The 20,271-nt window shown below is 71.6% G+C and carries 22 protein-coding genes; 9 read left to right on the top strand and 13 right to left on the bottom strand.

Annotated elements, in window-relative coordinates; all coding sequences use genetic code 11:
- The first annotated feature begins 32 nt into the window (after positions 1–32).
- Complete coding sequence (locus ACFSCV_RS12090; RefSeq protein ID WP_378799832.1) at positions 33–227, top strand: hypothetical protein; 195 nt, start codon at positions 33–35, stop codon at positions 225–227.
- Between the two features lie 7 nt (positions 228–234).
- On the opposite strand, the gene ACFSCV_RS12085 is transcribed toward ACFSCV_RS12090, so the two are convergent.
- The 5 genes from ACFSCV_RS12085 to ACFSCV_RS12065 form a co-directional block, all read right to left on the bottom strand.
- Positions 235–1,218 carry an esterase-like activity of phytase family protein gene (locus tag ACFSCV_RS12085; protein WP_378799831.1) on the bottom strand — a complete coding sequence of 328 codons (984 nt, stop codon included), beginning with the start codon at positions 1,216–1,218 and terminating at the stop codon, positions 235–237.
- Between the two features lie 5 nt (positions 1,219–1,223).
- Positions 1,224–3,104, bottom strand: coding sequence for a cobaltochelatase subunit CobT (gene cobT / locus ACFSCV_RS12080; RefSeq protein ID WP_378799830.1), 1,881 nt, complete (start codon positions 3,102–3,104; stop codon positions 1,224–1,226).
- Between the two features lie 12 nt (positions 3,105–3,116).
- Positions 3,117–3,506, bottom strand: a complete 390-nt coding sequence (locus ACFSCV_RS12075; RefSeq protein ID WP_378799829.1) for a hypothetical protein — start codon at positions 3,504–3,506, stop codon at positions 3,117–3,119.
- A gap of 26 nt (positions 3,507–3,532) precedes the next feature.
- Positions 3,533–4,537, bottom strand: coding sequence for a cobaltochelatase subunit CobS (cobS, locus tag ACFSCV_RS12070; protein WP_378799828.1), 1,005 nt, complete (start codon positions 4,535–4,537; stop codon positions 3,533–3,535).
- Positions 4,538–4,611: 74 nt separating this feature from the next.
- Complete coding sequence (locus ACFSCV_RS12065) at positions 4,612–5,253, bottom strand: J domain-containing protein (protein WP_378799827.1); 642 nt, start codon at positions 5,251–5,253, stop codon at positions 4,612–4,614.
- A gap of 139 nt (positions 5,254–5,392) precedes the next feature.
- Here ACFSCV_RS12065 and ACFSCV_RS12060 point away from each other — a divergent pair, with 139 nt between their 5' ends.
- Entirely contained in the window at positions 5,393–5,671 is a 279-nt protein-coding gene (locus ACFSCV_RS12060; RefSeq protein WP_378799826.1) for a BolA family protein, read from the top strand.
- A 16-nt stretch (positions 5,672–5,687) separates the two neighbouring features.
- On the opposite strand, the gene ACFSCV_RS12055 is transcribed toward ACFSCV_RS12060, so the two are convergent.
- The 4 genes from ACFSCV_RS12055 to ACFSCV_RS12040 all read right to left on the bottom strand — a co-directional run bounded on the left by ACFSCV_RS12055 (position 5,688) and on the right by ACFSCV_RS12040 (position 9,298).
- Positions 5,688–7,142 carry a M48 family metalloprotease gene (locus tag ACFSCV_RS12055; protein WP_378799825.1) on the bottom strand — a complete coding sequence of 485 codons (1,455 nt, stop codon included), beginning with the start codon at positions 7,140–7,142 and terminating at the stop codon, positions 5,688–5,690.
- Positions 7,143–7,159: 17 nt separating this feature from the next.
- A complete protein-coding gene (locus tag ACFSCV_RS12050; protein ID WP_378799824.1) occupies positions 7,160–7,969 on the bottom strand; it encodes a thermonuclease family protein in 810 nt (269 codons plus the stop codon).
- 67 nt (positions 7,970–8,036) lie between these two features.
- On the bottom strand, positions 8,037–8,924 hold the full coding sequence (locus ACFSCV_RS12045) for a cation diffusion facilitator family transporter (RefSeq protein WP_378799823.1): 888 nt from the start codon (positions 8,922–8,924) through the stop codon (positions 8,037–8,039).
- 137 nt (positions 8,925–9,061) lie between these two features.
- Positions 9,062–9,298 (bottom strand): Lrp/AsnC ligand binding domain-containing protein, encoded by a 237-nt coding sequence (locus tag ACFSCV_RS12040; RefSeq protein WP_271199830.1) that lies wholly within the window; start codon positions 9,296–9,298, stop codon positions 9,062–9,064.
- 169 nt (positions 9,299–9,467) lie between these two features.
- Between ACFSCV_RS12040 and ACFSCV_RS12035 the strand changes: the two genes are divergently transcribed.
- On the top strand, positions 9,468–9,995 hold the full coding sequence (locus tag ACFSCV_RS12035; protein ID WP_378799822.1) for a flavin reductase: 528 nt from the start codon (positions 9,468–9,470) through the stop codon (positions 9,993–9,995).
- On the opposite strand, the gene ACFSCV_RS12030 is transcribed toward ACFSCV_RS12035, so the two are convergent.
- Both ACFSCV_RS12030 and ACFSCV_RS12025 read right to left on the bottom strand, forming a co-directional pair.
- Complete coding sequence (locus ACFSCV_RS12030; protein ID WP_378799821.1) at positions 9,947–10,783, bottom strand: DeoR/GlpR family DNA-binding transcription regulator; 837 nt, start codon at positions 10,781–10,783, stop codon at positions 9,947–9,949. The genes ACFSCV_RS12035 and ACFSCV_RS12030 overlap by 49 nt on opposite strands.
- 97 nt (positions 10,784–10,880) lie before the next feature.
- Complete coding sequence (locus ACFSCV_RS12025; RefSeq protein WP_378799820.1) at positions 10,881–11,945, bottom strand: dTDP-glucose 4,6-dehydratase; 1,065 nt, start codon at positions 11,943–11,945, stop codon at positions 10,881–10,883.
- 259 nt (positions 11,946–12,204) lie between these two features.
- Between ACFSCV_RS12025 and ACFSCV_RS12020 the strand changes: the two genes are divergently transcribed.
- Positions 12,205–13,038 (top strand): MipA/OmpV family protein, encoded by an 834-nt coding sequence (locus ACFSCV_RS12020; RefSeq protein ID WP_378799819.1) that lies wholly within the window; start codon positions 12,205–12,207, stop codon positions 13,036–13,038.
- A 116-nt stretch (positions 13,039–13,154) separates the two neighbouring features.
- Positions 13,155–13,475, top strand: a complete 321-nt coding sequence (locus ACFSCV_RS12015; RefSeq protein WP_378799818.1) for a hypothetical protein — start codon at positions 13,155–13,157, stop codon at positions 13,473–13,475.
- Positions 13,476–13,485: 10 nt separating this feature from the next.
- On the opposite strand, the gene ACFSCV_RS12010 is transcribed toward ACFSCV_RS12015, so the two are convergent.
- Complete coding sequence (locus ACFSCV_RS12010) at positions 13,486–15,021, bottom strand: outer membrane beta-barrel protein (RefSeq protein ID WP_378799817.1); 1,536 nt, start codon at positions 15,019–15,021, stop codon at positions 13,486–13,488.
- A gap of 293 nt (positions 15,022–15,314) precedes the next feature.
- On the opposite strand from ACFSCV_RS12010, the gene ACFSCV_RS12005 reads away from it, so the two are divergent.
- The 3 genes from ACFSCV_RS12005 to ACFSCV_RS11995 all read left to right on the top strand — a co-directional run bounded on the left by ACFSCV_RS12005 (position 15,315) and on the right by ACFSCV_RS11995 (position 17,985).
- A complete protein-coding gene (locus tag ACFSCV_RS12005) occupies positions 15,315–16,283 on the top strand; it encodes a KpsF/GutQ family sugar-phosphate isomerase (protein WP_378799935.1) in 969 nt (322 codons plus the stop codon).
- A gap of 117 nt (positions 16,284–16,400) precedes the next feature.
- The gene (locus tag ACFSCV_RS12000; RefSeq protein WP_378799816.1) at positions 16,401–17,171 is read left to right on the top strand and encodes a motility protein A; all 771 of its coding nucleotides are present in this window, start codon (positions 16,401–16,403) and stop codon (positions 17,169–17,171) included.
- 1 nt (position 17,172) lies between these two features.
- On the top strand, positions 17,173–17,985 hold the full coding sequence (locus ACFSCV_RS11995; RefSeq protein WP_378799815.1) for an OmpA/MotB family protein: 813 nt from the start codon (positions 17,173–17,175) through the stop codon (positions 17,983–17,985).
- A 12-nt stretch (positions 17,986–17,997) separates the two neighbouring features.
- Here the strand turns inward: ACFSCV_RS11995 and galU are convergent, their stop codons facing one another.
- Complete coding sequence (gene galU, locus ACFSCV_RS11990) at positions 17,998–18,876, bottom strand: UTP--glucose-1-phosphate uridylyltransferase GalU (RefSeq protein WP_378799814.1); 879 nt, start codon at positions 18,874–18,876, stop codon at positions 17,998–18,000.
- A gap of 235 nt (positions 18,877–19,111) precedes the next feature.
- Between galU and ACFSCV_RS11985 the strand changes: the two genes are divergently transcribed.
- Positions 19,112–20,263 carry a lytic murein transglycosylase gene (locus ACFSCV_RS11985; RefSeq protein ID WP_378799813.1) on the top strand — a complete coding sequence of 384 codons (1,152 nt, stop codon included), beginning with the start codon at positions 19,112–19,114 and terminating at the stop codon, positions 20,261–20,263.
- The last annotated feature ends 8 nt before the right edge of the window (positions 20,264–20,271 follow it).

Here is a 20,271-nt window from a genome sequence, read left to right as displayed (position 1 = left end):
CGCTCCAGCGGCCCCAACACGGAGACCACGTCATGGCCGCCATCGATTTCGATCGTCTTTCGCCCGCCGGCGGGCGCGTTCGCGTCGAGCCGCTCGGCGTCGCCGTGGCCCTCGTCGCGCTGGCGTTTCTGGCGCTGTTCGCGAGCTGGGGCGCCGATCCCGCGGCGTGGGGCGTCGAGCGCCCGTCGCTGATCGACGCCGCCGGCTGGGCTGGCCTGACGGCGTGAGGCCGCCTCAGTCCGGCAGCGCGAACTGCAGCATCAGCGTGCGCTGCAGCAGCGAGAAGTTGTTGTCGGAGACGACGGTGATCACCGTCACGCCCGAGGCGTCCCGGTGCGCCGAGACGCCCTCGAAATTGTCGATCGTCTGGATCAGCGAGGCGGTCATCAGCACCGGCCCGTCGACGACGGCGCCGGGCCGCATGTCCGCCTCGTCCAGCCGCCGCATCCGGATCGTGAGCGAGAACGGCGGCACGTAGCGGCGCTCCAGCAGCACGAAGCCGCCGCCCGGCAGCCGGGCGAGATCGGTCGGCGAGAAATCCTCGGTTCGCCGGACGGAGAAGGCGAACGGCCTCTTCGCGCCGACCACGAAGGCGCGGTTGTCGCCGTTCGCGTCGAGGAACTTCTCCGCCACCATCAGCAGCGCGCCGCCCTGGGTCGTGGCGATGGCCTCGAAGCCTTCGTTGAACGGCGCCTTTCGCGCCTCCTCGGGCAGCGCGACGCGCCGTCCCGGTCCCGCCCGCCCATCCTTTTCCAGAGCGAAGCGCAGAACCTCGTTCACGCGCTCCGAGGCGATCCAGGCGCTCGACCCCCGAATTTCGAGCGCTTCGGTGTCGGAGCCGCGCCGGCCGGGCAGGGGGCCGCGCGGCCCGCGGATCGGCTCCCGCGTGACGTCGCCGACGCCGGCGAGCGCGCGGCCGTCATAGACGAGCGCGCCGCGGAACCAGTTACCGCGGTCGCTGATGGCGGTGAAGCGCCGGCCGTCCTCCGACAGGCGCAGGCCCGAAAGTCCGCCGAAGGCCGGATCGGTCGAAGTGAGGCGCAGGCCGCCGAGAAACACCAGCTCGCCATAGCGGGCGCCGGCCGGCGTGCCGATGTCGAAGCGGTCGATCCGCGTCGCGGCCACGTCGATCGCGGTCTCCTGCGCCCGCGCGGCTTCGGACGGGAATGCGAGAGCGATCCCGAACAGCGCGGCGACGGCCGTGAGAAAGCGCCGCACAGACGTCAGTGGCGGGTGCGGCGCGCCGGCGGCGCGTCGTCGAACAGTTCGGCGAGCTTCTCGGTCATCACCCCGCCAAGCTCTTCGGCGTCCACGATCGTGACCGCGCGGCGGTAGTAGCGCGTGACGTCGTGGCCAATGCCGATCGCGATCAGCTCGATCGGCGAGCGCGTCTCGATCTCCTCGATCACGCGGCGCAGGTGCTTTTCAAGGAAGTTGCCGGCGTTGACCGACAGCGTCGAGTCGTCGACCGGCGCGCCGTCCGAGATCACCATCAGGATGCGCCGCTGCTCGGGCCGCCGCAGCAGGCGCTCATGCGCCCAGGCCAGGGCCTCGCCGTCGATGTTCTCCTTCAGCAGCCCCTCGCGCATCATCAGGCCGAGGTTCTTGCGCGTGCGCCGCCAGGGCGCGTCGGCGGCCTTGTAGATGATGTGGCGCAGGTCGTTGAGGCGGCCCGGCGCCATCGGCTTGCCCGAGGCGAGCCACTGCTCGCGCGACTGGCCGCCCTTCCAGGCGCGGGTGGTGAAGCCGAGAATCTCGACCTTCACGCCGCAGCGCTCCAGCGTGCGGGCCAGAATGTCGGCGCAGGTGGCCGCGACCGTGATCGGGCGGCCGCGCATGGAGCCGGAATTGTCGAGCAGCAGCGTGACGACCGTGTCGCGGAACTCGGTGTCGCGCTCGCGCATGAAGGTGAGCGCGCTCAAGGGGTCGACCACCACGCGCGACAGCCTCGCCGGGTCGAGCACGCCCTCTTCGAGATCGAAGTCCCAGGAGCGGCTTTGCTGCGCCAGCAGCCGGCGCTGCAGCCGGTTGGCGAGCCGCCCGACGACGCCCTGAAGCGCCGAGAGCTGCTTGTCGAGATGGGACCGGAGCCGCGCGAGCTCGTCCGGATCGCACAGCTCTTCGGCCAGCGCCTCCTCGTCGAACTTGGTGGTGAAGGCGGAATACTCGAGCCGCTCGCGTTCGTTGCGCTTGTCGTCGGCGGGCCGCCACGGTTCGGTCGCCTCCTCGGCTTCCCCGAGTTCGTCGTCGTCCGGCGCGTCGGTCGGCGGCGCGTCGGCCGCCTCCATCTGCTCGGCGTCGTCGTCGATCTCGGAGGAGGAATCGGTCTCCGAGGGATCGGCGCCGTCGTCGACGTCTTCGGGCGCGTCGGCGGCCTCGCCGTCCTGCGGGGGCGCGTCCTCGCCGTCGGGATCGCCTTCCTCCTCGCTGTCCTGCCGTTCGGCGGCGAGCTCCTCGCCCATGTCGAGCGACGACAGCAGCTCGCGGATCGTGCGGGCGTAGGCGTCCTGATCCTCGAGCACGCGGTCGAGGCGGGCGAGATCGCCGCCGGCCTTGTCCTCGATCCAGGGCCGCCACAGCTCGACCAGTTTCTGCGCGGCCTCCGGCGGCTTCCGCCCGGTCAGCTTCTCGCGCACCAGCAGCGCGACGGCGTCCTGCAGCGGCGCGTCGGCCCGGTCGGTGACCTCGGCGTAGGGGCCGCGGTGGTAGCGGTCGTCCAGCATGGCGGCGATGTTGTCGCCGGTCCCGGTCATGCGGCGGGCGCCGATCGCCTCGACCCGGGCCTGCTCGACGGCGTCGAACACGGCGCGCGCCTCCGTGCCCTGAGGCGCGAGCCGGGCGTGGGTGGCGTTGTCGTGGCAGGCGAGACGCAGCGCCATCGAATCGGCGTGGCCGCGCAGGATCGCGACGTCCTGAGGGGTGAGGCGGCGGGGCGGCTCCGGCAGGCGGGCGCGGTCGGGCGTCAGCGACGGCCGCTCGGAGGCGTAGACGACCTCGATCTCAGGCTCGCCGGAGATCGCGCGCAGGCAGCCGGCCACCGCCCGCTTGAACGGCTCGGCGGGCGGCGCGACCTTCTCGCCGGGTTTGCGGTTGGATCCGGACATGGGACGCCTCCGCTAATGCGCCGCGCGCTGGGGGGCGAGGGCGGTTTGAAACATGCGAACGATCTCCTCGACGCCGAGCGTGAAGAAGCCGCCCTGGCCTGCGTCGAAGGCGTTCCGCCAGACGCGGTAGCCGCCGTCGAAGCCATCGGGGATCGGAGCGTCGCCCTCGCGCCGCAGCAGGCTCGGGAGCAGCGCCTCAATGGCGATCGGTGCGTGCTCCACGAGCCGGGGCGCCAGCGCGCCCGTCTCCGGATCCGGCAACGGCGCGTCTACGATCGAGACGGACGCCACCGTCGTCGCGCCGGCGATGTCGATCCGGCCGATCACGACCCGCGAGCTCGGAAGCTGCGCGCCGCGATAGCTCCACGCATGTCCGGGAGCGATATCCGCCGCGGTCGCCATGAGGTCTCCAGCGCTCGCGCCGCGCGTCAGCTCATCGCCACGTTGACCGCGCTCTCCGGCAGCTCGCGGCCGAAGCAGCGCTGGTAGAACTCGGCCACCAGGCTGCGCTCCAGCTCGTCGCACTTGTTCAGGAAGGTGAGGCGGAACGCGAAGCCGGCGTCGCCGAAGATGTCGGCGTTCTCGGCCCAGGTGATCACGGTGCGCGGGCTCATGACGGTCGAAAGGTCGCCGTTGATGAAGGCCTGCCGGGTCAGGTCGGCGAGGCGCACCATCTTGGACACGGTGTCCCGGCCGCCCTTCTCGCGCTGGTAGAGCGGCGACTTGGCCAGCACGATGTCCACCTCCCGGTCGTGGGCGAGGTAGTTCAGCGTGGTGACGATCGACCAGCGGTCCATCTGGCCCTGGTTGATCTGCTGGGTGCCGTGATAGAGGCCGGACGTGTCGCCGAGGCCGACCGTGTTGGCCGTCGCGAACAGGCGGAAGGCCGGGTGCGGGCGGATGACCCGGCGCTGGTCGAGCAGCGTCAGCTTGCCGGACTGCTCCAGCACGCGCTGGATCACGAACATCACGTCCGGGCGGCCGGCGTCGTACTCGTCGAACACCAGCGCCACGTTGTTCTGCAGCGCCCAGGGCAGGATGCCGTCGCGGAACTCGGTCACCTGCAGCCCGTCCTTGACCACGATCGCGTCCTTGCCGATCAGGTCGATGCGGCTGACGTGGCTGTCGAGGTTCACGCGCACGCAGGGCCAGTTCAGCCGCGCCGCCACCTGCTCGATATGAGTCGACTTGCCGGTGCCGTGGTAGCCCGTGACCATGACGCGGCGGTTGCGCGCGAAGCCCGCGAGGATCGCGAGCGTGGTGTCGTGGTCGAACAGGTAGTCGGGATCGAGATCCGGCACGGCGCCGTGGGATTCGCTGAACGCCGGAACCTCGAGGTCGCTGTCGATGCCGAACGTCTGGCGCACCGAGACCTTCATGTCGGGCGTCGGAGCGGGGGCGTCGGCGGACGTTTCAAGAGCGACGGTGGTCATGGAGCCTCCAGGCGGACCCGCACGTCGTGATGCGGGGTCCGGCGGCGCGCGGGCGCGCGGAAAGTGCGGTCAGGTCAGCAGAAGCCGGCGGATCGAAGATAGTTATAGGCTTGGATGATCTCGCGCAATTTGTCCTCTGCGCCGCGATCGCCGCCGTTGGTGTCGGGATGGAACCGGATCAGCAGCTCCTTGTAGCGGGCCCTGATCTCCTCGCGCGACGCGCCGGCGCCGAGATTGAGCGCCTCGAGCGACTTGAGCTCGACCTTGCGCACCTCGCGCTTCGGCTTCTCCGGGCGCGGCGTCGCGCCCTGTTCGCCGAACAGGTCGAAATTGTCCTCGAAGACGTGGTCGCCCGCCCAGCCGCGGTTGCGGCCGCGACGGCCGCTCCCGGCCTTGGCGCGGGCCTCCGGCGTCGCGGTCGCGCCGTTCTGGCCCATCTGCCAAGTCGGCCGGTGACCCGTCTGGCTGTCCTTCTGGTACGCGATCACGGCGTCGTCGGACATGCCGGAGAAGAAATTGTAGTTCTGATTGTAGGCGCGCACATGCTCGAGGCAGTAGCGCCAGTACTCGTTCTCGCGGTCGCGTCCCTTGGGCGCGCGATGGACGCCCGGCTGGCGGCAGCCGGGATGGTCGCAGCGCGGCGTCTGCGGCTGCGGCCGCTCCGCCGTCGCCTTCGAGACGCGGATTCTATCGAACCAGGGGCTGTCGAGCTTCATCACGGGGTCATTATGGGTGGGGCGACGGGAGGGAACAAGAACGCGGACTGCAAACCCGCTGAGGCGTGATGCGGGCTTGACGCGGGAGCCGGCCGCAGTCCTGATCCGCGCTGCTTCGCGACGTGAGGGAGGAAGCGCCATGACGGTCCGCGCGCGCATCGAGGCCAAGCTGACGCAGGCCTTCGCCCCCATCCGGCTCGAGGTGATCGACGAGAGCCACCTCCATGCGGGGCACGCCGGCGCGCGGCCCGAGGGCGAGACCCATTTCCGCGTGCGGCTGGTGTCGCAGGCGTTCTCCGGCGTCGGCCGGGTCGACCGCCACCGCCGGGTCAACGCGCTGCTGGCCGAGGAGCTCGCAGGCCCCGTCCACGCGCTCGCGATCGACGCCCGCGCGCCGGAGGAGCCGGGCCGGCCCTGAGGCCCGCGCCTGACCCTTACTCCCGGACGACCTTGACCTTGGCTCCGGCCCGCAGCGGTTCGCCCGGCGCGAAGCCGTTCAGCACCGCGAAGCGCTCGACGGCGCGGTCCGGGAGCGCCATGCGGGCGGCGAAGGTGGCGTCGGTCTCGCCCGGACGCACGGTCTCGGTCTCGATCCGGAGCGGCCGCGCGCTGTCGATCTCGGCCTGCGACAGCCGGCGGAACGAGGACAGCGAGGCGCGGAAGCCGGCGTCGATCTCGGGCGTCAGCTCGCGCGCGGCGAAGATCAGGCGGTAGACGTCGGCGCCGAACTTCACCGCCACGAAGCGGAAGGTCCATTCGCTGCCCTTGGCGACGATGGTCACCGCCTCCATGCCGTTGATGTCGAGCCGCTCCACCGGGCCGGGCTCGGTGCCCTCGATCCAGCCCTCCTGGATGTAGCCGTCGAGGCTCTGGCCCGAGCCGAGGCGGGCGGCGTCGAGACGGAGCGCGCGGCCGTCCGGGGCGACGCCGAGCAGCGCCTCGGAGCCGTTCTCGAAGATGAAGCCCTCGGGCGCCATGAAGGTGAAGCCGAGGCGCGGGTGCAGGAAGCGGCGGCCGCGGGCGTAGCCCTGGGAGGGGTCGTCGCCGTAGACGAGGCCGTCGAGCGCGGCGAGGTAGCGGTCGCGGTCCCGCTCGCCGAGGCCCGGCGCGCCGATCTGGCGCGCGGCCGACACCGCGAGCTGCACGCGTTCGGGCGTCGACGGATGGGTCGACAGGAAATCGAGGCCGGGCTGCGCCGGCTTCTGGCCGAGCGCCGCGCTGCGCAGCTCGGTCTGGCGGCCCATCGACAGCAGGAAGCGCGACGCGCCGTAGGGGTCGAAGCCGGCGCGGGCGATGTTCTGCACGCCGATGCGGTCGGCCTCGAGCTCCTGCGAGCGCGAGAAGCTCGCGAGCGACAGCTTGCTCTTGGCGAGCGCCACCGCGCCGGCCTCGCGGTCCTCCAGCACGTCCGACACCACGCGGCTGACGAGCACGGCCTTGCGCTCCTCGTCGGCGCGCTGGAAGGCGTGGCGCGCGGTCACGTGCGCCATCTCGTGCGCCAGCACCGCGGCCACTTCGGAGGTGTCGTTCGCGATCGCGAGCAGGCCGCGCGTGACGTAGAGGCTGCCGTTCGGCAGCGCGAAGGCGTTCACGAGCGGCGAATTCAGCAGGGTCACCTTGTAGCGCAGGTCCGGCCGGTCGGAGGTCGCGGCCAGCCGGTCGGCCACGCTGTTCAGCAGCGCGGTGAGCTCGGGCTTGTCATAGACGCCGCCATAGGCCGCGGCGATGCGGGCCTGCTCCTGGCTGACCGCCGTCGGGGGGCCCACGACCTTGGGCGCGGACGGCGGGACGATCGGCTGGGGCGCCGGCTTCTCGGCGTTGAAGCTGCCGCAGCCCGCGAGCGCGGCGAGGCAGACGATCGCAAGTGCGCCTCGTCCGAAACACCGCATGCCCGACAACGCTCCCATCATCTGCCGACCACGTTCGCAAGACGCTCGACCTGCGCCGCCTCCGTGATCGAAATCGTCGGCCCGAGCCGCCGCTCCACGACGCCCCGCACCCTGAGCCGCGCGCCCGGCTCGATCCGCAGCGCCGCCAGTCCGCCGAGCCGCGCAAGCGCGTTCCCGGATATGGTGAGCGCCAGCGCGTCGCGCCATCGCGCGCCGAAGTTCACATAGGTGCGGCCGCCGGCCGACCTCACGCTCGCCACCCGCCCTTCGGCGAGCTCGAAACGGCCCGTCGAGTCGGCGAAAGCTCCGGCGTCCGCCGCGTCGCGAACCTCGTAGTATGGATAAGCCCACAAACCAAGGCGCTGGCGGCGCGCGACGGACTCCGCCGCGGCGAGCGTGGCGCCGCAGTCACGCCCGGCGCGGTCGGCCGCGACGCGGACCGCGCCGCTTCGCGCCAGCCGCGCGGACAGTCCGGCGTGGTCCGTGGCGTCGGGAGCGGCGAGGTAGCCGACGAGGCGGCCGTGGCGATCCGGCCGGTCCGCCGCCCGGAGAACCAGCGTCCGGCCCGCGGCCGCCGCCTCGAGCGCGCGACGGGCCTCCTCGCCCGCCGGCCAGTCGCCGTCGCGTTCGAGCGGGAGCCGCGGCGCCAGCACGCCGGCGAGCCGCACCTCGCGTCCGTCCGCAAGCGCGAGCGTCTCGCCGTCCAGGGCGCGCGCGGCCGTCACCGCCTCCGGCGGCGCGGCGAGCCGGCAGGGCGCGTCGGCGGCGCGCGCGCCAAACGGCGCGGCGGCGGCGATGAAGGCGAGGAGGGCGGGCGACGCGTTCACGGCACGGATGTTCCGCGGACATGGCGAAGGGCGGGTTAAGATCGCGCCTCCGGTCCGGGCCGTCGCTTCACAACACCACGATGCCGGCGTGCTTGGCCTTGTCGTCCGGCTCCACATGGATCGTGACGATCATGTCGCCGTCCATGGCGTGCAGCGCGCGCTCGATGCGGTCGCAGATGTCGTGGGCGGCGGACACGCGCATGTCGCCCGGCACGACGAGGTGGAAATCCAGGAAGGTCAGCCGTCCCGCCTGCCGCGTGCGCAGGTCGTGGGCCTCGATCGCGCCCTCGGCTGTCTCCGAGATCGTCGTCCGGATGCGCGCGATCTGCCGCTCGTCCGCGGCCTCGTCCATCAGCCCACCGACGGAGCTGCGCACCAGTTGCGCGCCGGACCACAGCACGTTCAGCGCCACGAGGCAGGCGATCGCGGGGTCGAGCCAGGCCTGGCCGAAAGCGAAGGCGGCCCCGATGCCGACCAGCACGCCGGCGGAGGACACGACGTCGGACAGCAGGTGCTTGCCGTCGGCGACCAGCGCCGGGGACCGGAGCGCCCGGCCGCGGCTGAAGAGGACCCAGCACCACGCCGCGTTGATCGCGCTCGCCAGGACGTTCGCGCCGACGCCGAGCGGCGTCAGGTCCACCGGCCGCGGCGACCGGAACGCCGACCACGCCTCGTTGAGGATCGCGAAGGCGGCGATGATGATCAGCGCGCCTTCCACAACGGCGGAGATGTACTCCGCCTTGTGGTGTCCGTAGGGGTGCTCGCGGTCGGGCGGCGCGGCGGCGATCCTGACCGCGACGAAGGCGGCGCAGGCGGCGGCCACGTTCACCACGCTCTCGGCGGCGTCCGAATAGAGCGCGACGGAGCCGGTGAGCAGGTAGGCGGCCGATTTGAGCCCGAGCACGAGCAGGCCCACGACGACGCTGCCGAGCGCGATGCGCTGCGTCTGGTCCATGCCCCGCTCCCCCGGTCCTTCGTCGCGCGAGCGCTGCGCTTAGACGCGGCGGCGCGAGTCTTCAACCGGTATCTTCGCGACTGCGAAGCGCTCGCGGAAGCGGCCCGCCGGCGCGCGCCCGCGGCGCGGCGAAACCGCTAGAAGGCCTTGAAGGTGATCAGCGTGTGCGTGTCGCGCACGCCCGGCGCAGTCTGCACGTTGCGGCCCACGAAATGGCCGACGTCCACCCCGTCCTCGACATGGTACTTGACGATCAGGTCGTAGTCGCCGGCGGTCGAGTAGATCTCGGAATGCAGCTCCAGGTCGGCCAGATGCTCGGCGGTCTCGTAGGTGCGGCCGAGTTCGCATTTGATCTGGACATAGAAGGTCTGCATCGGCGTCGTGGCTCCTCGGGCGATGGGCGGCCGGCGGGCGCGGAGAGTACGGCGGCGCGGGCCGCGCCGGCAACGCCCCGGCTGACGCGGCGGCCGCGGATCGCTATATGAGCGGGGATGGCGGCCGATCGGGCCGCGTGCGGGCGACGCCCCCGACGGAGCATCGGGCTTGACGGTTACGGACAAGAACGCCGCGCGGTTCCGCGAGGCGATGTCGCGCGTGCCGATGGCGGTGCATGTGGTGACGACCGACGGGCCGGGCGGTCGGCACGGCGCGACCGCGACGGCGGTGGCGAGCGTGACGGACGCGCCGCCGACGCTGCTCGTCTGCCTGAACCGGACGAGCGCGATCGCGGCCAAGGCCCTCGCCAACGGCCTCGTCGCCGTCAGCGCGCTCGGTGAGGATCACGAGCCGGTCGCGCGCGCCTTCGCCCGCTCCTCCGGCGGACGGCCCGACGACCGCTTCGACGTCGGCCGCTGGGAGCGGCGGATCACCGGCGCGCCGGTGCTCGTCGACGCCATCGCGAGCTTCGAGGGCCGGGTGACCGCGAGCCACGAGGTCGGCAGCCATGTGGTGCTGATGGTCGAGCTCGACGGGGTCTCCGCGCCGGAGTCGGAGCGCGAGGGGCTGCTCTACCGGCGGCGCGCCTACGCGTCCGCGGCCGAGGCGCGCGCCGTCGATCCCGCCGACGCCTGAGCCGGCGCCTGCGGCGCGATCCGCGCCTCCGTCTCGACGACCCGGACGTCGTGCTGGCGGCACAGCGCCGCGAAGGCCGGGGCGTCGACGCGGTCCGTGACGAACACGTCGATCTGCGACAGGTGGCCGATGCGCACCGGCGCGGTGCGCTGCAGTTTCAGCCGGTCGGCCACGAGGAACACCTCGCGCGCGTTCGCGATCATGGCCTGGCTCACCAGCGCCTCGCGGTAGTCGTGGTCGAGCAGCGCGCCCTCCGGGTCGATCGCCGAGACGCCGAGCACGGCCACGTCCACCTTGAAGCGGTTGACGAGATCGACCGCCGGCTCGCCGACGATGCCGGCGTCGGCGCGCCGCACCGAGCCGCCGGCCACCACCACGTCGATGCGGGGATGGCGGTGCAGCAGCGACGCCACGTTGAGGCTGTTGGTCACCACCGTGAGCCCGTCATGGTCGGACAGCGCCCGCGCCACCTCCTCGGTGGTGGTGCCGACGTTGAGGAACAGCGAGGCCCCCTGCGGCGTCAGCCGCGCGGCCGCCCGTCCGATGGCGCGCTTGGCGTCCTGCGCCAGGAAGCGGCGCGCCTCGTAGTCGACGTCGTCGAGCCCGCCGGCGACGGTCGCTCCGCCATGGGTGCGGGCGAGCAGGCGGCGGTCGCAGAGCTCGTTCAGGTCCTTGCGGATCGTCTGCGGCGTGACGTCGAAGCGCGCGGCGAGATCGTCGACGACCACGCGCCCCGTGCTGCGCGCCAGCGCGACGATCTCCTGTTGTCGCGGCGTCAGCCGGTCCATGCGAAGTCCTCCCGATTGTTCATTCTTTTGCCGGGAGGATGACACGCTGGAGCGCCGCCGCAATCGCGACGTTCGGCAGGGCGTCCGGCCGCGCCGTTCAGCCGCCGCCGAGGCCGCGCCTGCCGCGTCCGAGCCGCAGGCTCGCAGAGTCGAGCCATTCGGCGTTTTGGAGGCACCAGTCGACGGTCGCGGCGAGGCCTTGCTCGAAGCCGACGCGCGGCGTCCAGCCGAGGGCGGCGCGGGTCGCGGCGTCGTCGAGCGCGTAGCGGAAATCGTGGCCCGGCCGGTCCGCCACCCGCCGGATCAGTGTCCGCCGCCGCGCGCCGCCGGGCAGGGGACCGAGCCGTGCGTCGACGAGATCGCAGATCAGCCCGACCATCTCGCGGTTCTCGCGCTCCGCGCCGCCGGCGATCAGGAAGCGGTCGCCGGGCGCGCCGCGGTCGAGCGCGCGCTCCAGCGCCTCTGCGACGTCGTCGACGAACAGCCAGTCGCGCCGCTGGCGGCCGTCGCCGTAAAGCTCGACCGGCTCGCCCGCCCTCAGCCGCGCGATGGTCAGCGGAGCGAGCTTCTCCGGCGCCTGCCAGGGCCCGTAGGCGTTGCAGCCGTGAACGGTGAGCGTCGGCAAGCCGAAGGTGGCGCGGAAGGCCTCCGCGATGTGGTCGCCGGCGGCCTTCGACGCGGCGTAGGGCGAGCGCGGCGCGTAGCGGCTCGCGGCCGTGAACGGCGGATCGTCGGGACCGAGCGCGCCGAACACCTCGTCGGTCGACACCTGCACGAAACGGAAGCTCTCCCGTTCGTCCGGCGGCAGACGGCGCCAATGCGCCAGCGTCGCGCTCAGCAGGCGCTCCGTTCCGAGCGCGTTGGTCCGAACGAACGCTTCCGGCGCGTCGATGGAACGGTCCACATGGGTCTCGGCGGCGCAGTGTACGATCCCGTCCGGCCGGAACGCGGCGAGCGCCTCCGAGACTGCGTCCGCGTCGCAGATGTCGGCGCGCCGGAAGGCGTAGCGGCCGGACGTCGCGCACTCCGCGACCGCTTCGGGGCTGGCGGCGTAGGTCAGGGCGTCGAGGTTCAGCACGTCGCGGCCGTCCGCGACGAGCCGCCGCGTCAGCGCAGAGCCGATGAAGCCGCAGCCGCCGGTCACGAGCGTCCGGCGCTTCATGCGGGGACGGCGCGCGCGACGGGAGCTGGGCAGGCGTCTGATGGCATGAGCGACCCTAGGAGGGGAAACCTCCGCCGGGCAAGCCGCCGCAGCGCGGCGGCGGGGTGCGCGCTGGCGCCGCAGTGCGGCGGTTCCGCCACGCTGTCGATTAGTTTGTGTCCAGGGGGTGCTCAAGCGACAATGGAGGCGTTATCACAGCACCATCTCCCGCGTTTTCCCGGTCCTGTCCGGGACGGGTCTCCTTCGGAGCGTTCCGCCGATGAGCCATCGTACCGTCGTCCTGCTCGCCGCCGTCGTCGCGGCCGCCGCGGCCCCGGCGTTCGCCGCCGACGCGCCCGCCGATTATGGGACGAGCGTCGTGGCGCCGGCGGAGGGCATCGGCCAGGCCGACTGGCGCGTGACCATCAAGGCGACCGGCGTCATCCAGCCGGAGTTCGAGGGCGCGAAGGACTATGCGATCTCCGGCTATCCCGGCCTGAGCATCCGCCGTCCCGGCCAGCCGTGGAAGTTCGGCGCGCCCGACGACGGCTTCGGCTTCGCGATCATCGACACCGACCTGTTCCAGATCGGTCCGGTCGCCCGTCTGCGCAGCGAGCGCGACAGCAGCGACGAGCGCAAGATCCGTGGCCTGTCCAACATCGACTGGGCGGTGGAGCCTGGCCTGTTCGTCGAGTTCTACCCCACCACCAAGACCCGCATCCGCGCCGAGGTGCGCCACGGCATCGGCGGCCATGACGGCTTCGTCGGCGACATCGCGGCCGACTGGATCGAGAGGTTCGACCGGTTCACCGTGTCGTTCGGTCCGCGCCTCGCCCTCGGCGACAGCGATTTCATGAACGAGTACTACGGCGTCAGCGCCCGCGAGTCGGCGCGCAACGGCCGGCTCGACGCCTACAAGGCGGACGGCGGCGTGAAGTCGGTCGGCGTCGCGGGCGCCGTGACCTACGACTGGACGCCGAACTGGAGCACGACCGCCTTCGGCGCCTACAACCGTCTGACCGGCGACGCCAAAGACAGCCCGATCGTGAAGCGGCTGGACTCGAAGGACAACTTCACCTTCGGTCTCGGCGCGGCCTACTCGTTCGACTGGTGAGACCCGCGGTCTCTTAAATCCTAACGAAATCTGAAGCGCTTTCTTCGGACCTCCGGCTGAACCATCGGCCGGAGCGTCTCCGCGTGGCGGACGACGCCGCTGTCGCGGGAGCGCGCATGACGGTGTCCCCTTCTTCGCAGGCCGCCCGCGAGCCGGGCCGTCCGGACGACGACGCCCGCACGGTCGTGGTCCGGCAGGCTTCCGTCTTTTCGGTCGTGAGCGCCGATCCGGCCGCAGGCGAGCTGTCGACGCTGGTCGCCGCCGTAAAGGGCGCGGCGCCGGTGACGCCCGCGGAGGCGGCGGTCGCGCTGCGCCAGGCCCGGGACGCCGCCGAAATGCTGGCGCGGGCGCAAGGCTCGCCGGCCTCGCGGCTCTACGCCGAGCGCGCGGCGGCGCGGGGGCTTGGTCCCGGACGGCTGATCTCGGCCTACGCCTGAGCGATGCTGCCTACTGCCGGACCCTGAGGCCGAACTCGATGATCGAGGCGTCGTAGTCCTCGCCCGGCAGGTTGCTGTAGCGCCGCTCGTGCTGGAAGCTGCCGATCAACGCCAGCGTGCGGTTCAGGCGGTATTCCGCCTCGAGGCCAAGCACCAGCGTGTCGTCGGTCCGGTCGGCGCCCTTGTAGTCCGCGCTCTCGTAATCGACCCGTCCGGTCACCAGCAGGTTGCGGCGGAGCGCGTGCTCGACCGCGACCCCGACGCTGCGGCGGAGAATGCCGCCGGAGTCTTCCGTGACGGTCTCGTCGATCGAGCTGCGGGCGTTGAGGCGCACCGTGGTCAGCGCGGTCGGCGCCCAGGCGACGCTGCCGTCGAACAGCAGGCCGTCGACCGGCTTCAGCCGGTCGTCCTTCGGCGTCTGGCGGCCGTAGCCGACCGCGAGTTCGCCCGTGACGAGGCGCGTCGCCTCGAAGCGCGCGCCGCCCCTGAGCGCCCAGCCGTCCGAGCCGAGCCGCCGGCGGGAGGCGTCCGCGCCGTCGCCGACGATGTCGTCGCCGAAGCGCCGGTCGTAGTCGCGGGTGTCGACGGCGACCTCGGCGAAGGGCGCGAGCGCGGGGGAGACCTCGTAGGCCGCCCGCAGGCGAAGCTGGTAGGCGTTGTAGACGCGGTCGGAGTTGTCGAGGGTCGAACCGTCGAGCAGCTTGGAGTCGTCGTAGAGGTAGCGGTCGGCGAGGCCGTCGAGCCGCAGGCTCAGGCGGTTGAAGCGCTGCGCGACCCCGAGCGTCGCGCCGTAGGAGCGCGAGATCTCGTCGCCGTCGATGTCGGTCGGCGTGTCGGGGTCGCCCGGCCGCGAGGTGGTGATCGAGGCCCGCAGCTGCGTCACGATCTGGGTGCGTTCGGTGACGTCGATCCGGCCGTCCGCGGTCGCGTTGACCTCGGGCTCGTAGCCGGGCGCGTCCAGGTCGACATAGCGGCGGATCTGGCCGGTGGCCTGCGCTCTCAGCTCGTGGCGCGACCAGTCCGACGTCGCCTCGATGTCGCCCCGCAGGCGGTAGAACTTGGAGCTCTTGCCGCCGACCGGATCGCGATCCGGGTTCGAATCATAGCCGACGGCGCTTTCCAGCGTCGGGCGCAGCGTGAAGGACCCCGCGCGCACACCGGTGGGGGCGTAGGGGTCGTCCGCCGGGATGCTGCGCCGCGGCCGCAGCGCGTTCGCGCCCGTGCTGAGCGCCGGGCGGCGGGCGAACGGATCGCCGACGTCGATCGCGGAGGCGGGCGGTTCCGTCGCGCGGCGGTCGGGCTGGGGCTCGCCGCCATAGCCGCCGCCCGCGAGCGGCGCGTCGGCGGTTCCATAGTCGCCGCCGGCGAGGGCGCGGTCGTCCAGGCGGCGCAGGGGTTCGTCGGCGGCGCCGGCGTTGGCCGCATCGGCCGTGGTCGCGCCGCCCCGGAGGCCAAGGTCGCCGCTCTCCTGCGCGCGCGCGCCGGCGGCCGCGCAGAGCGCGGCGAGTGCCAGGGCGGCTGTGGAAAGCGCGCGGCGCGTGGGCATGCCGTCCTTGTCACCACGGTCGTTCGACCGGCAGGCGGCGACGCCCGAGCCGGATGGTTAACGACTTTGAAACGGGCATGGTTAAGAAAGGCTTGCCGCCGCCCCCGGGGAGACGGCCTCCCGGTCCCGGCATTGGCGCGCCTCGCGGCATGGTGGTAGAGCTTGCGCCCGATTGGCTCGTAGTCGGCCAACGCGTTTTCTGATCCGTGGTCCGCATGAACACTCCTTCCCCCGTCCCGCCGTTCGCGACGCCCCCGCAGGGGCGTGACGTCGCCGCGCCGCCGCGCGCGACCATGCCCGACGAGGCGATCGCCTCCGCCGTGCGCACGGTGGAGCTCGAAGCGGCGGGCATGGCGCAGCTCGCGGAGGCGCTCGCCGGAGAGCTCGGGGCGCCCTTCGCGCGCGCCGTCGAGGTGATCGCGGCCGCCCGCGGGCGCGTCATCGTCACCGGCATGGGCAAGAGCGGCCATGTCGGGCGCAAGATCGCCGCCACCATGGCCTCCACCGGCACGCCGGCCTTCTTCGTCCATCCCGGCGAGGCGAGCCACGGCGACCTCGGCATGATCACGTCGGACGACGTGATTCTCGCGCTGTCGTGGTCCGGCGAGACCACCGAACTGCGCGACATGCTGCACTACGCCCGCCGCTTCCGCGTGCCGCTGATCGCCATCACCTCCCGCGAGGACAGCGCGCTCGGCCAGGCGGCGGACGTGGTCATGGTGTTGCCGCGGTCGGCCGAGGCCTGCCCGCACGGGCTCGCGCCGACGACCTCGACCACCATGCAGGTCGCGCTCGGCGACGCGCTCGCGGTCGCGCTGCTGGAGAGCCGCCGCTTCACGCCGACCGACTTCAAGCGCTTCCACCCCGGCGGCAAGCTCGGCGCGGTGCTCTCCTTCGTGCGCGACGTCATGCATTCCGGCGACGCCGTCCCGCTGATCGGGGAGGGCGCGCGGATGTCCGAGGCGCTGCTCGTGATGACGGCCAAGAGCTTCGGCTGCGTCGGCGTCGTCGACCGGGACGGCGGGCTCGTTGGCATCGTGACCGACGGCGACCTCCGCCGCCACATGGGTCCCGACCTCACCGGCATGGCGGTCGACCAGGTCATGACCCGGTCTCCGAAGGTCGTCCGTCCCAACGATCTCGCGGCCGACGCGCTGAGCTCGCTTCAGGGCCGCGCGATCACCGCGCTGTTCGTGGTCGATCGCGGCAAGCCGGTCGGGCTGGTCCACATCCACGACCTGCTGAAGCTCGGGATCGCGTGACGCCAGAGGCCGTTGCGCTTGAGTTAACCTGCGCCTTCACCGCCCCTTAACCGGAAATCTTCACCATCCGCCCCCGAAGCCGCGGAAGGATTCCGTCGCGGCGCTCAAGGGGCGACCATGGATATCGCGTCGATTATCGGCTTCGTCGGCGGCGTCGGCGTGCTGGGCTTCCTGATCTACGACGGCGGCGGCGTCGAGCGTTACTGGTCGTCCCACGCCGCGATCGTCATCTTCGGCGGCGCCGTCACCGCCACCCTGATCCGGTTCGAGATGAGCGCCTTCCTCGGCTCGTTCCCGACCGCGATCAAGACCTGTTTCGGCGGCGGCCATTCGAGCCCGCGCGACCTGATCGCCGAGATCGCCGAAATGGCGGCCATCGTGCGCAAGTCCGGTCCGGTCGGCCTCGACAAGGCGACGCCGCACGACAAGTTCCTGGCGCAGGGCGTGCGCTACGTGGCCGACGGCTTCGACGAGGCCTTCATCCGCGAGACGCTGGAGCGCGAGCGCGACCTGAACCTGCACCGCCTCGAAATGGCGGCCAAGGTGTTCCGCGGCATCGGCGACTGCGCCCCGGCCTTCGGCATGATCGGGACGCTGATCGGCATGGTGCAGATGTTCGCCGAGATGTCGGACCCGTCGAAGCTCGGCACCTTCATGGCCATCGCGCTGCTCGCGACGCTCTACGGCGCGGCGGTGGCGAACTTCTTCTTCCTGCCGATCGCCGACAAGATCACCATCAAGTTCGGCCATGAGGAGCTGAACCAGACCCTCGTCATCGACGGCGTGCTGAGCCTCCGCCAGGGCAAAAGCCCCGCGGTCGTGAAGGAGATGCTGCTCGCCTATCTGCCCGAGAAGCATCGGGCCGAGCTGGTCGAGGCGGCCGCCTGAGATGGCGAAGAAAAAGCACGCCGATCACGGCGGCGGCCATGGCTGGTTCGTCACCTTCGCCGACCTGATGGGCCTGCTGATGGCCTTCTTCGTCGTGCTCGTCGCCTTCTCGACGCAGGACAAGAAGAAGATGCAGATCGTGGCCGGCTCGATGCGCGAGGCCTTCGGCTCGCAGCGCGACATCATGGCGGCCGGCATCGTCGACATCGGCGGAACGCCGGCCCGCACCGAGCTGCTCAACAATTCCGCCCGCACGCCGGGCGAGGCGGCGAACCTCGCGGGGCCGCTGTCCAAGAACCGCGCCGACACGGAGGCCGCCGCGCGCGGCTTCGCCCAGGCCGCGGCAAGCCTGCGTCAGGCGCTGCGGTCGATGCCGGAGATCGCCGAGGTCTCGAACCAGATCATGATCGAGAGTTCGTCCGAGGGCGTCGCGATCTCGATCGTCGACCAGGACGGGCGCTCGATGTTCGCGCCGGGCTCGGCCGCGCCGTCCCGGCGCATCGCCGAAGCCGTCATGGCTATGGGACCGACCTTCCGCGCGCTCGCCTATCCGATCTCGATCGCGGGCCACACTGCGTCGGGCATGGCGGAAGGCCAGAACACCGACCCCTGGAAGCTGTCAGCGGACCGCGCCAACGCGGTCCGCGAGCTGATCGCGGCTTCCGGCGTTCCGGACGCGCGTTTCACCGGTGTCGAGGGCAAGGCGGCGAGCGAGCCGATGTTCGCCGACGCGCCGCAGATCGCCGCCAACAGGCGCGTGACGATCTCGCTGACGGCGTCCCCCGGCTCGCTGCCGATGAACCTGACGCCTTGAGGCGGAGGCGCCTCAGCTTTTGAGCAGGGCTTCCAGCTCCTTGCGGAACGCCGCCCCGAGCTCCTCGCTCGCGAGCGCATAGGCGACGTTCGCGCTCAGGAAACCGAGCTTGGAGCCGGTGTCGTAGACGTCGCCGGGGAAGGCGTAGCCCGAGAACGGCTGCTGTTCGGCGAGCGTGAGCATGGAGTCGGTGAGCTGGATCTCGCCGCCTGCGCCCGGCTTCTGCTTCGACAGCAGGTCGAAGATCTCGGGCTGCAGGATGTAGCGGCCGGAGATGGCGAGGTTGGACTGGGCCGTGCCCTTGGCGGGCTTCTCGACCATCGAGGTCATTTTGAAGCCTTTGCCGATCGCCTCGCCGCGGCCGACGATGCCGTACTGGTGGGTCTGGTCGTCGGGCACCTCGTAGACCGCGACGACGTTGCCGCCGCCGGCCTCGTCATAGACCGAGATCATCTCGGCGAGGCAGCCGCGCTTCGCCTTGTGCAGCATGTCGGGCAGGATCAGGGCGAACGGCTCGTCGCCGACGATGTCGCGGGCGCACCAAACCGCATGCCCGAGCCCGAGCGGCTCCTGCTGGCGGGTGAAGCTGGTCTGGCCGGCGGCGGGGAGCTGCTTGCGCAGAATTTCGATTGCTTCGGTCTTGCCGCGGCGCTGCAGCGTGTCGTCCAGTTCGTACTGCTTGTCGAAGTGGTCCTCGATCACCGCCTTGTTGCGGCCGGTCACGAAGATGAAGTGCTCGATCCCGGCTTCGCGCGCCTCGTCCACCACATGCTGGATCACCGGCTTGTCTACGACGGTCAGCATCTCCTTCGGAACGGCTTTGGTCGCCGGCAGGAAACGGGTGCCGAGGCCGGCGACGGGGAACACAGCTTTACGAATCGGGCGGGGCATAAGGTCTCCGGCTTCTGGTCACGCGGCCGCCGCCGAACAATGGCCGCGGTCGGCGCGTAAACTGGCATGTCTGGCGCTGAGGTAAAGGTCAGGTTTCCACGTATGCCGTCGTCAGGCTCACGCGGGGGTGACCAACGCGGTTAACCGAATGCAAACTCTCAAGCGTAAATTTGGTGAACGCAGTCTGAACCCGATCCGCCGCCGTCGCCCCGCGGAGGCGCGAGGAGAACGCGAGATGTCCGCGCGTCACCGCATCATCGTCCAAGCCGCCGCGGCGGCGTTCGCAGTCCTTGGAGCGTGGAGCGCGCCGGCCGCCGCTAGCCCGCTGGACGCCCGTTTCGACGCCTTCGTGGCCCGCCTGAAGCCGCAGGCGGTCGCCGCGGGCGTCAGCCCGGCGACCTTCGACCGCGCCTTCCGCGGCCTGAAGGTCGACCAGGAGGCGATCGCCAAGTCGCAGTACCAGCCGGAATTCCGGACCACCATGGCGCAGTATGTCGACACCCGCGTGTCCGACACCCGCGTCGCGGCCGGCCGGCAGAACTACGAGCAGTGGAAGGACACGCTCGCCCGGCTGGAGCGCTCGACCGGCGTCGACCGTTACGTGATCCTGTCGGTCTGGGGCATGGAGACCAACTACGGCGCCTCCATGGGCAACCACAACGTCATCGAGGCGCTGGCGACGCTCGCGTGCTGCCAGACGCGCCGGCCCGAGTTCTTCCGCAAGGAGCTGATCGCGGCGCTGCAGATCCTGCAGCAGGGCCACGTCTCTCCCGAGAACATGATCGGCTCCTGGGCCGGCGCCATGGGCCACACCCAGTTCATGCCGACGAGCTTCAAGGCCTACGCCGCCGACTACAACGGCGACGGCAAGCGCGACATCTGGACCTCGATCCCCGACGCGCTCGCCTCGACCGCCAATTACCTGAAGAAGCACGGCTGGCGCAGCGGCTACAGCTGGGGCTACGAGGTCACGCCCGGCGGCTCCCGCCGCGTCGACGGCGGCGCGCTGCCGGCGGCGGCGTCGAAGCGCTTTGCGCCCGTGGGGCCGAACGGCCCGACCTTCATGCTCACCGGCAACTTCCGCGTCATCAAGCGCTACAACAACGCCGACAGCTACGCGCTCGCGGTCGGCCACCTCGCGGACCGGATCCGCGGCGGCGGCCCCATCCGCACCCCGTGGCCGAACCACGACAAGCCGCTCGAGGAGCAGGAGCGGTTCGAGCTGCAGGCGCTGCTCGCCCGCCGCGGCTTCGCCGTCGGGGAGCCCGACGGCAAGATCGGTCCGGCGACGCGCGAGGCGATCATGTCCTATCAGCAGGCGCAGGGCCTCGCGCCCGACGGCTACGCCGGCGTCTCGCTGCTGAGGCGGCTGCGGACGGCTCGCTGAGCGGGGCG

It is taken from the genome of Methylopila henanensis (assembly GCF_042681025.1).
GTDB classification, from domain to species: domain Bacteria; phylum Pseudomonadota; class Alphaproteobacteria; order Rhizobiales; family Methylopilaceae; genus Methylopila; species Methylopila henanensis.
Note: the sequence above shows the minus strand (reverse complement) of the source record. Positions and strands in the feature narration are given on the sequence as shown.

Bases quoted from the DNA above. Each gene is read 5' to 3' on its own strand.
- ACFSCV_RS12010 (WP_378799817.1), bottom strand. From the start codon at position 15,021: ATGCCCACGCGCCGCGCGCTTTCCACAGCCGCCCTGGCACTCGCCGCG.
- ACFSCV_RS12075 (WP_378799829.1), bottom strand. From the start codon at position 3,506: ATGGCGACCGCGGCGGATATCGCTCCCGGACATGCGTGGAGCTATCGC.
- ACFSCV_RS12065 (WP_378799827.1), bottom strand. From the start codon at position 5,253: ATGAAGCTCGACAGCCCCTGGTTCGATAGAATCCGCGTCTCGAAGGCG.
- ACFSCV_RS12055 (WP_378799825.1), bottom strand. From the start codon at position 7,142: ATGCGGTGTTTCGGACGAGGCGCACTTGCGATCGTCTGCCTCGCCGCG.
- ACFSCV_RS12025 (WP_378799820.1), bottom strand. From the start codon at position 11,945: ATGAAGCGCCGGACGCTCGTGACCGGCGGCTGCGGCTTCATCGGCTCT.
- ACFSCV_RS12090 (WP_378799832.1), top strand. From the start codon at position 33: ATGGCCGCCATCGATTTCGATCGTCTTTCGCCCGCCGGCGGGCGCGTT.
- galU (WP_378799814.1), bottom strand. From the start codon at position 18,876: ATGCCCCGCCCGATTCGTAAAGCTGTGTTCCCCGTCGCCGGCCTCGGC.
- cobT (WP_378799830.1), bottom strand. From the start codon at position 3,104: ATGTCCGGATCCAACCGCAAACCCGGCGAGAAGGTCGCGCCGCCCGCC.
- ACFSCV_RS12005 (WP_378799935.1), top strand. From the start codon at position 15,315: ATGCCCGACGAGGCGATCGCCTCCGCCGTGCGCACGGTGGAGCTCGAA.
- ACFSCV_RS12045 (WP_378799823.1), bottom strand. From the start codon at position 8,924: ATGGACCAGACGCAGCGCATCGCGCTCGGCAGCGTCGTCGTGGGCCTG.
- ACFSCV_RS12060 (WP_378799826.1), top strand. From the start codon at position 5,393: ATGACGGTCCGCGCGCGCATCGAGGCCAAGCTGACGCAGGCCTTCGCC.
- ACFSCV_RS11995 (WP_378799815.1), top strand. From the start codon at position 17,173: ATGGCGAAGAAAAAGCACGCCGATCACGGCGGCGGCCATGGCTGGTTC.
- ACFSCV_RS12040 (WP_271199830.1), bottom strand. From the start codon at position 9,298: ATGCAGACCTTCTATGTCCAGATCAAATGCGAACTCGGCCGCACCTAC.
- cobS (WP_378799828.1), bottom strand. From the start codon at position 4,537: ATGACCACCGTCGCTCTTGAAACGTCCGCCGACGCCCCCGCTCCGACG.
- ACFSCV_RS12000 (WP_378799816.1), top strand. From the start codon at position 16,401: ATGGATATCGCGTCGATTATCGGCTTCGTCGGCGGCGTCGGCGTGCTG.
- ACFSCV_RS12015 (WP_378799818.1), top strand. From the start codon at position 13,155: ATGACGGTGTCCCCTTCTTCGCAGGCCGCCCGCGAGCCGGGCCGTCCG.
- ACFSCV_RS12020 (WP_378799819.1), top strand. From the start codon at position 12,205: ATGAGCCATCGTACCGTCGTCCTGCTCGCCGCCGTCGTCGCGGCCGCC.
- ACFSCV_RS12030 (WP_378799821.1), bottom strand. From the start codon at position 10,783: ATGGACCGGCTGACGCCGCGACAACAGGAGATCGTCGCGCTGGCGCGC.
- ACFSCV_RS11985 (WP_378799813.1), top strand. From the start codon at position 19,112: ATGTCCGCGCGTCACCGCATCATCGTCCAAGCCGCCGCGGCGGCGTTC.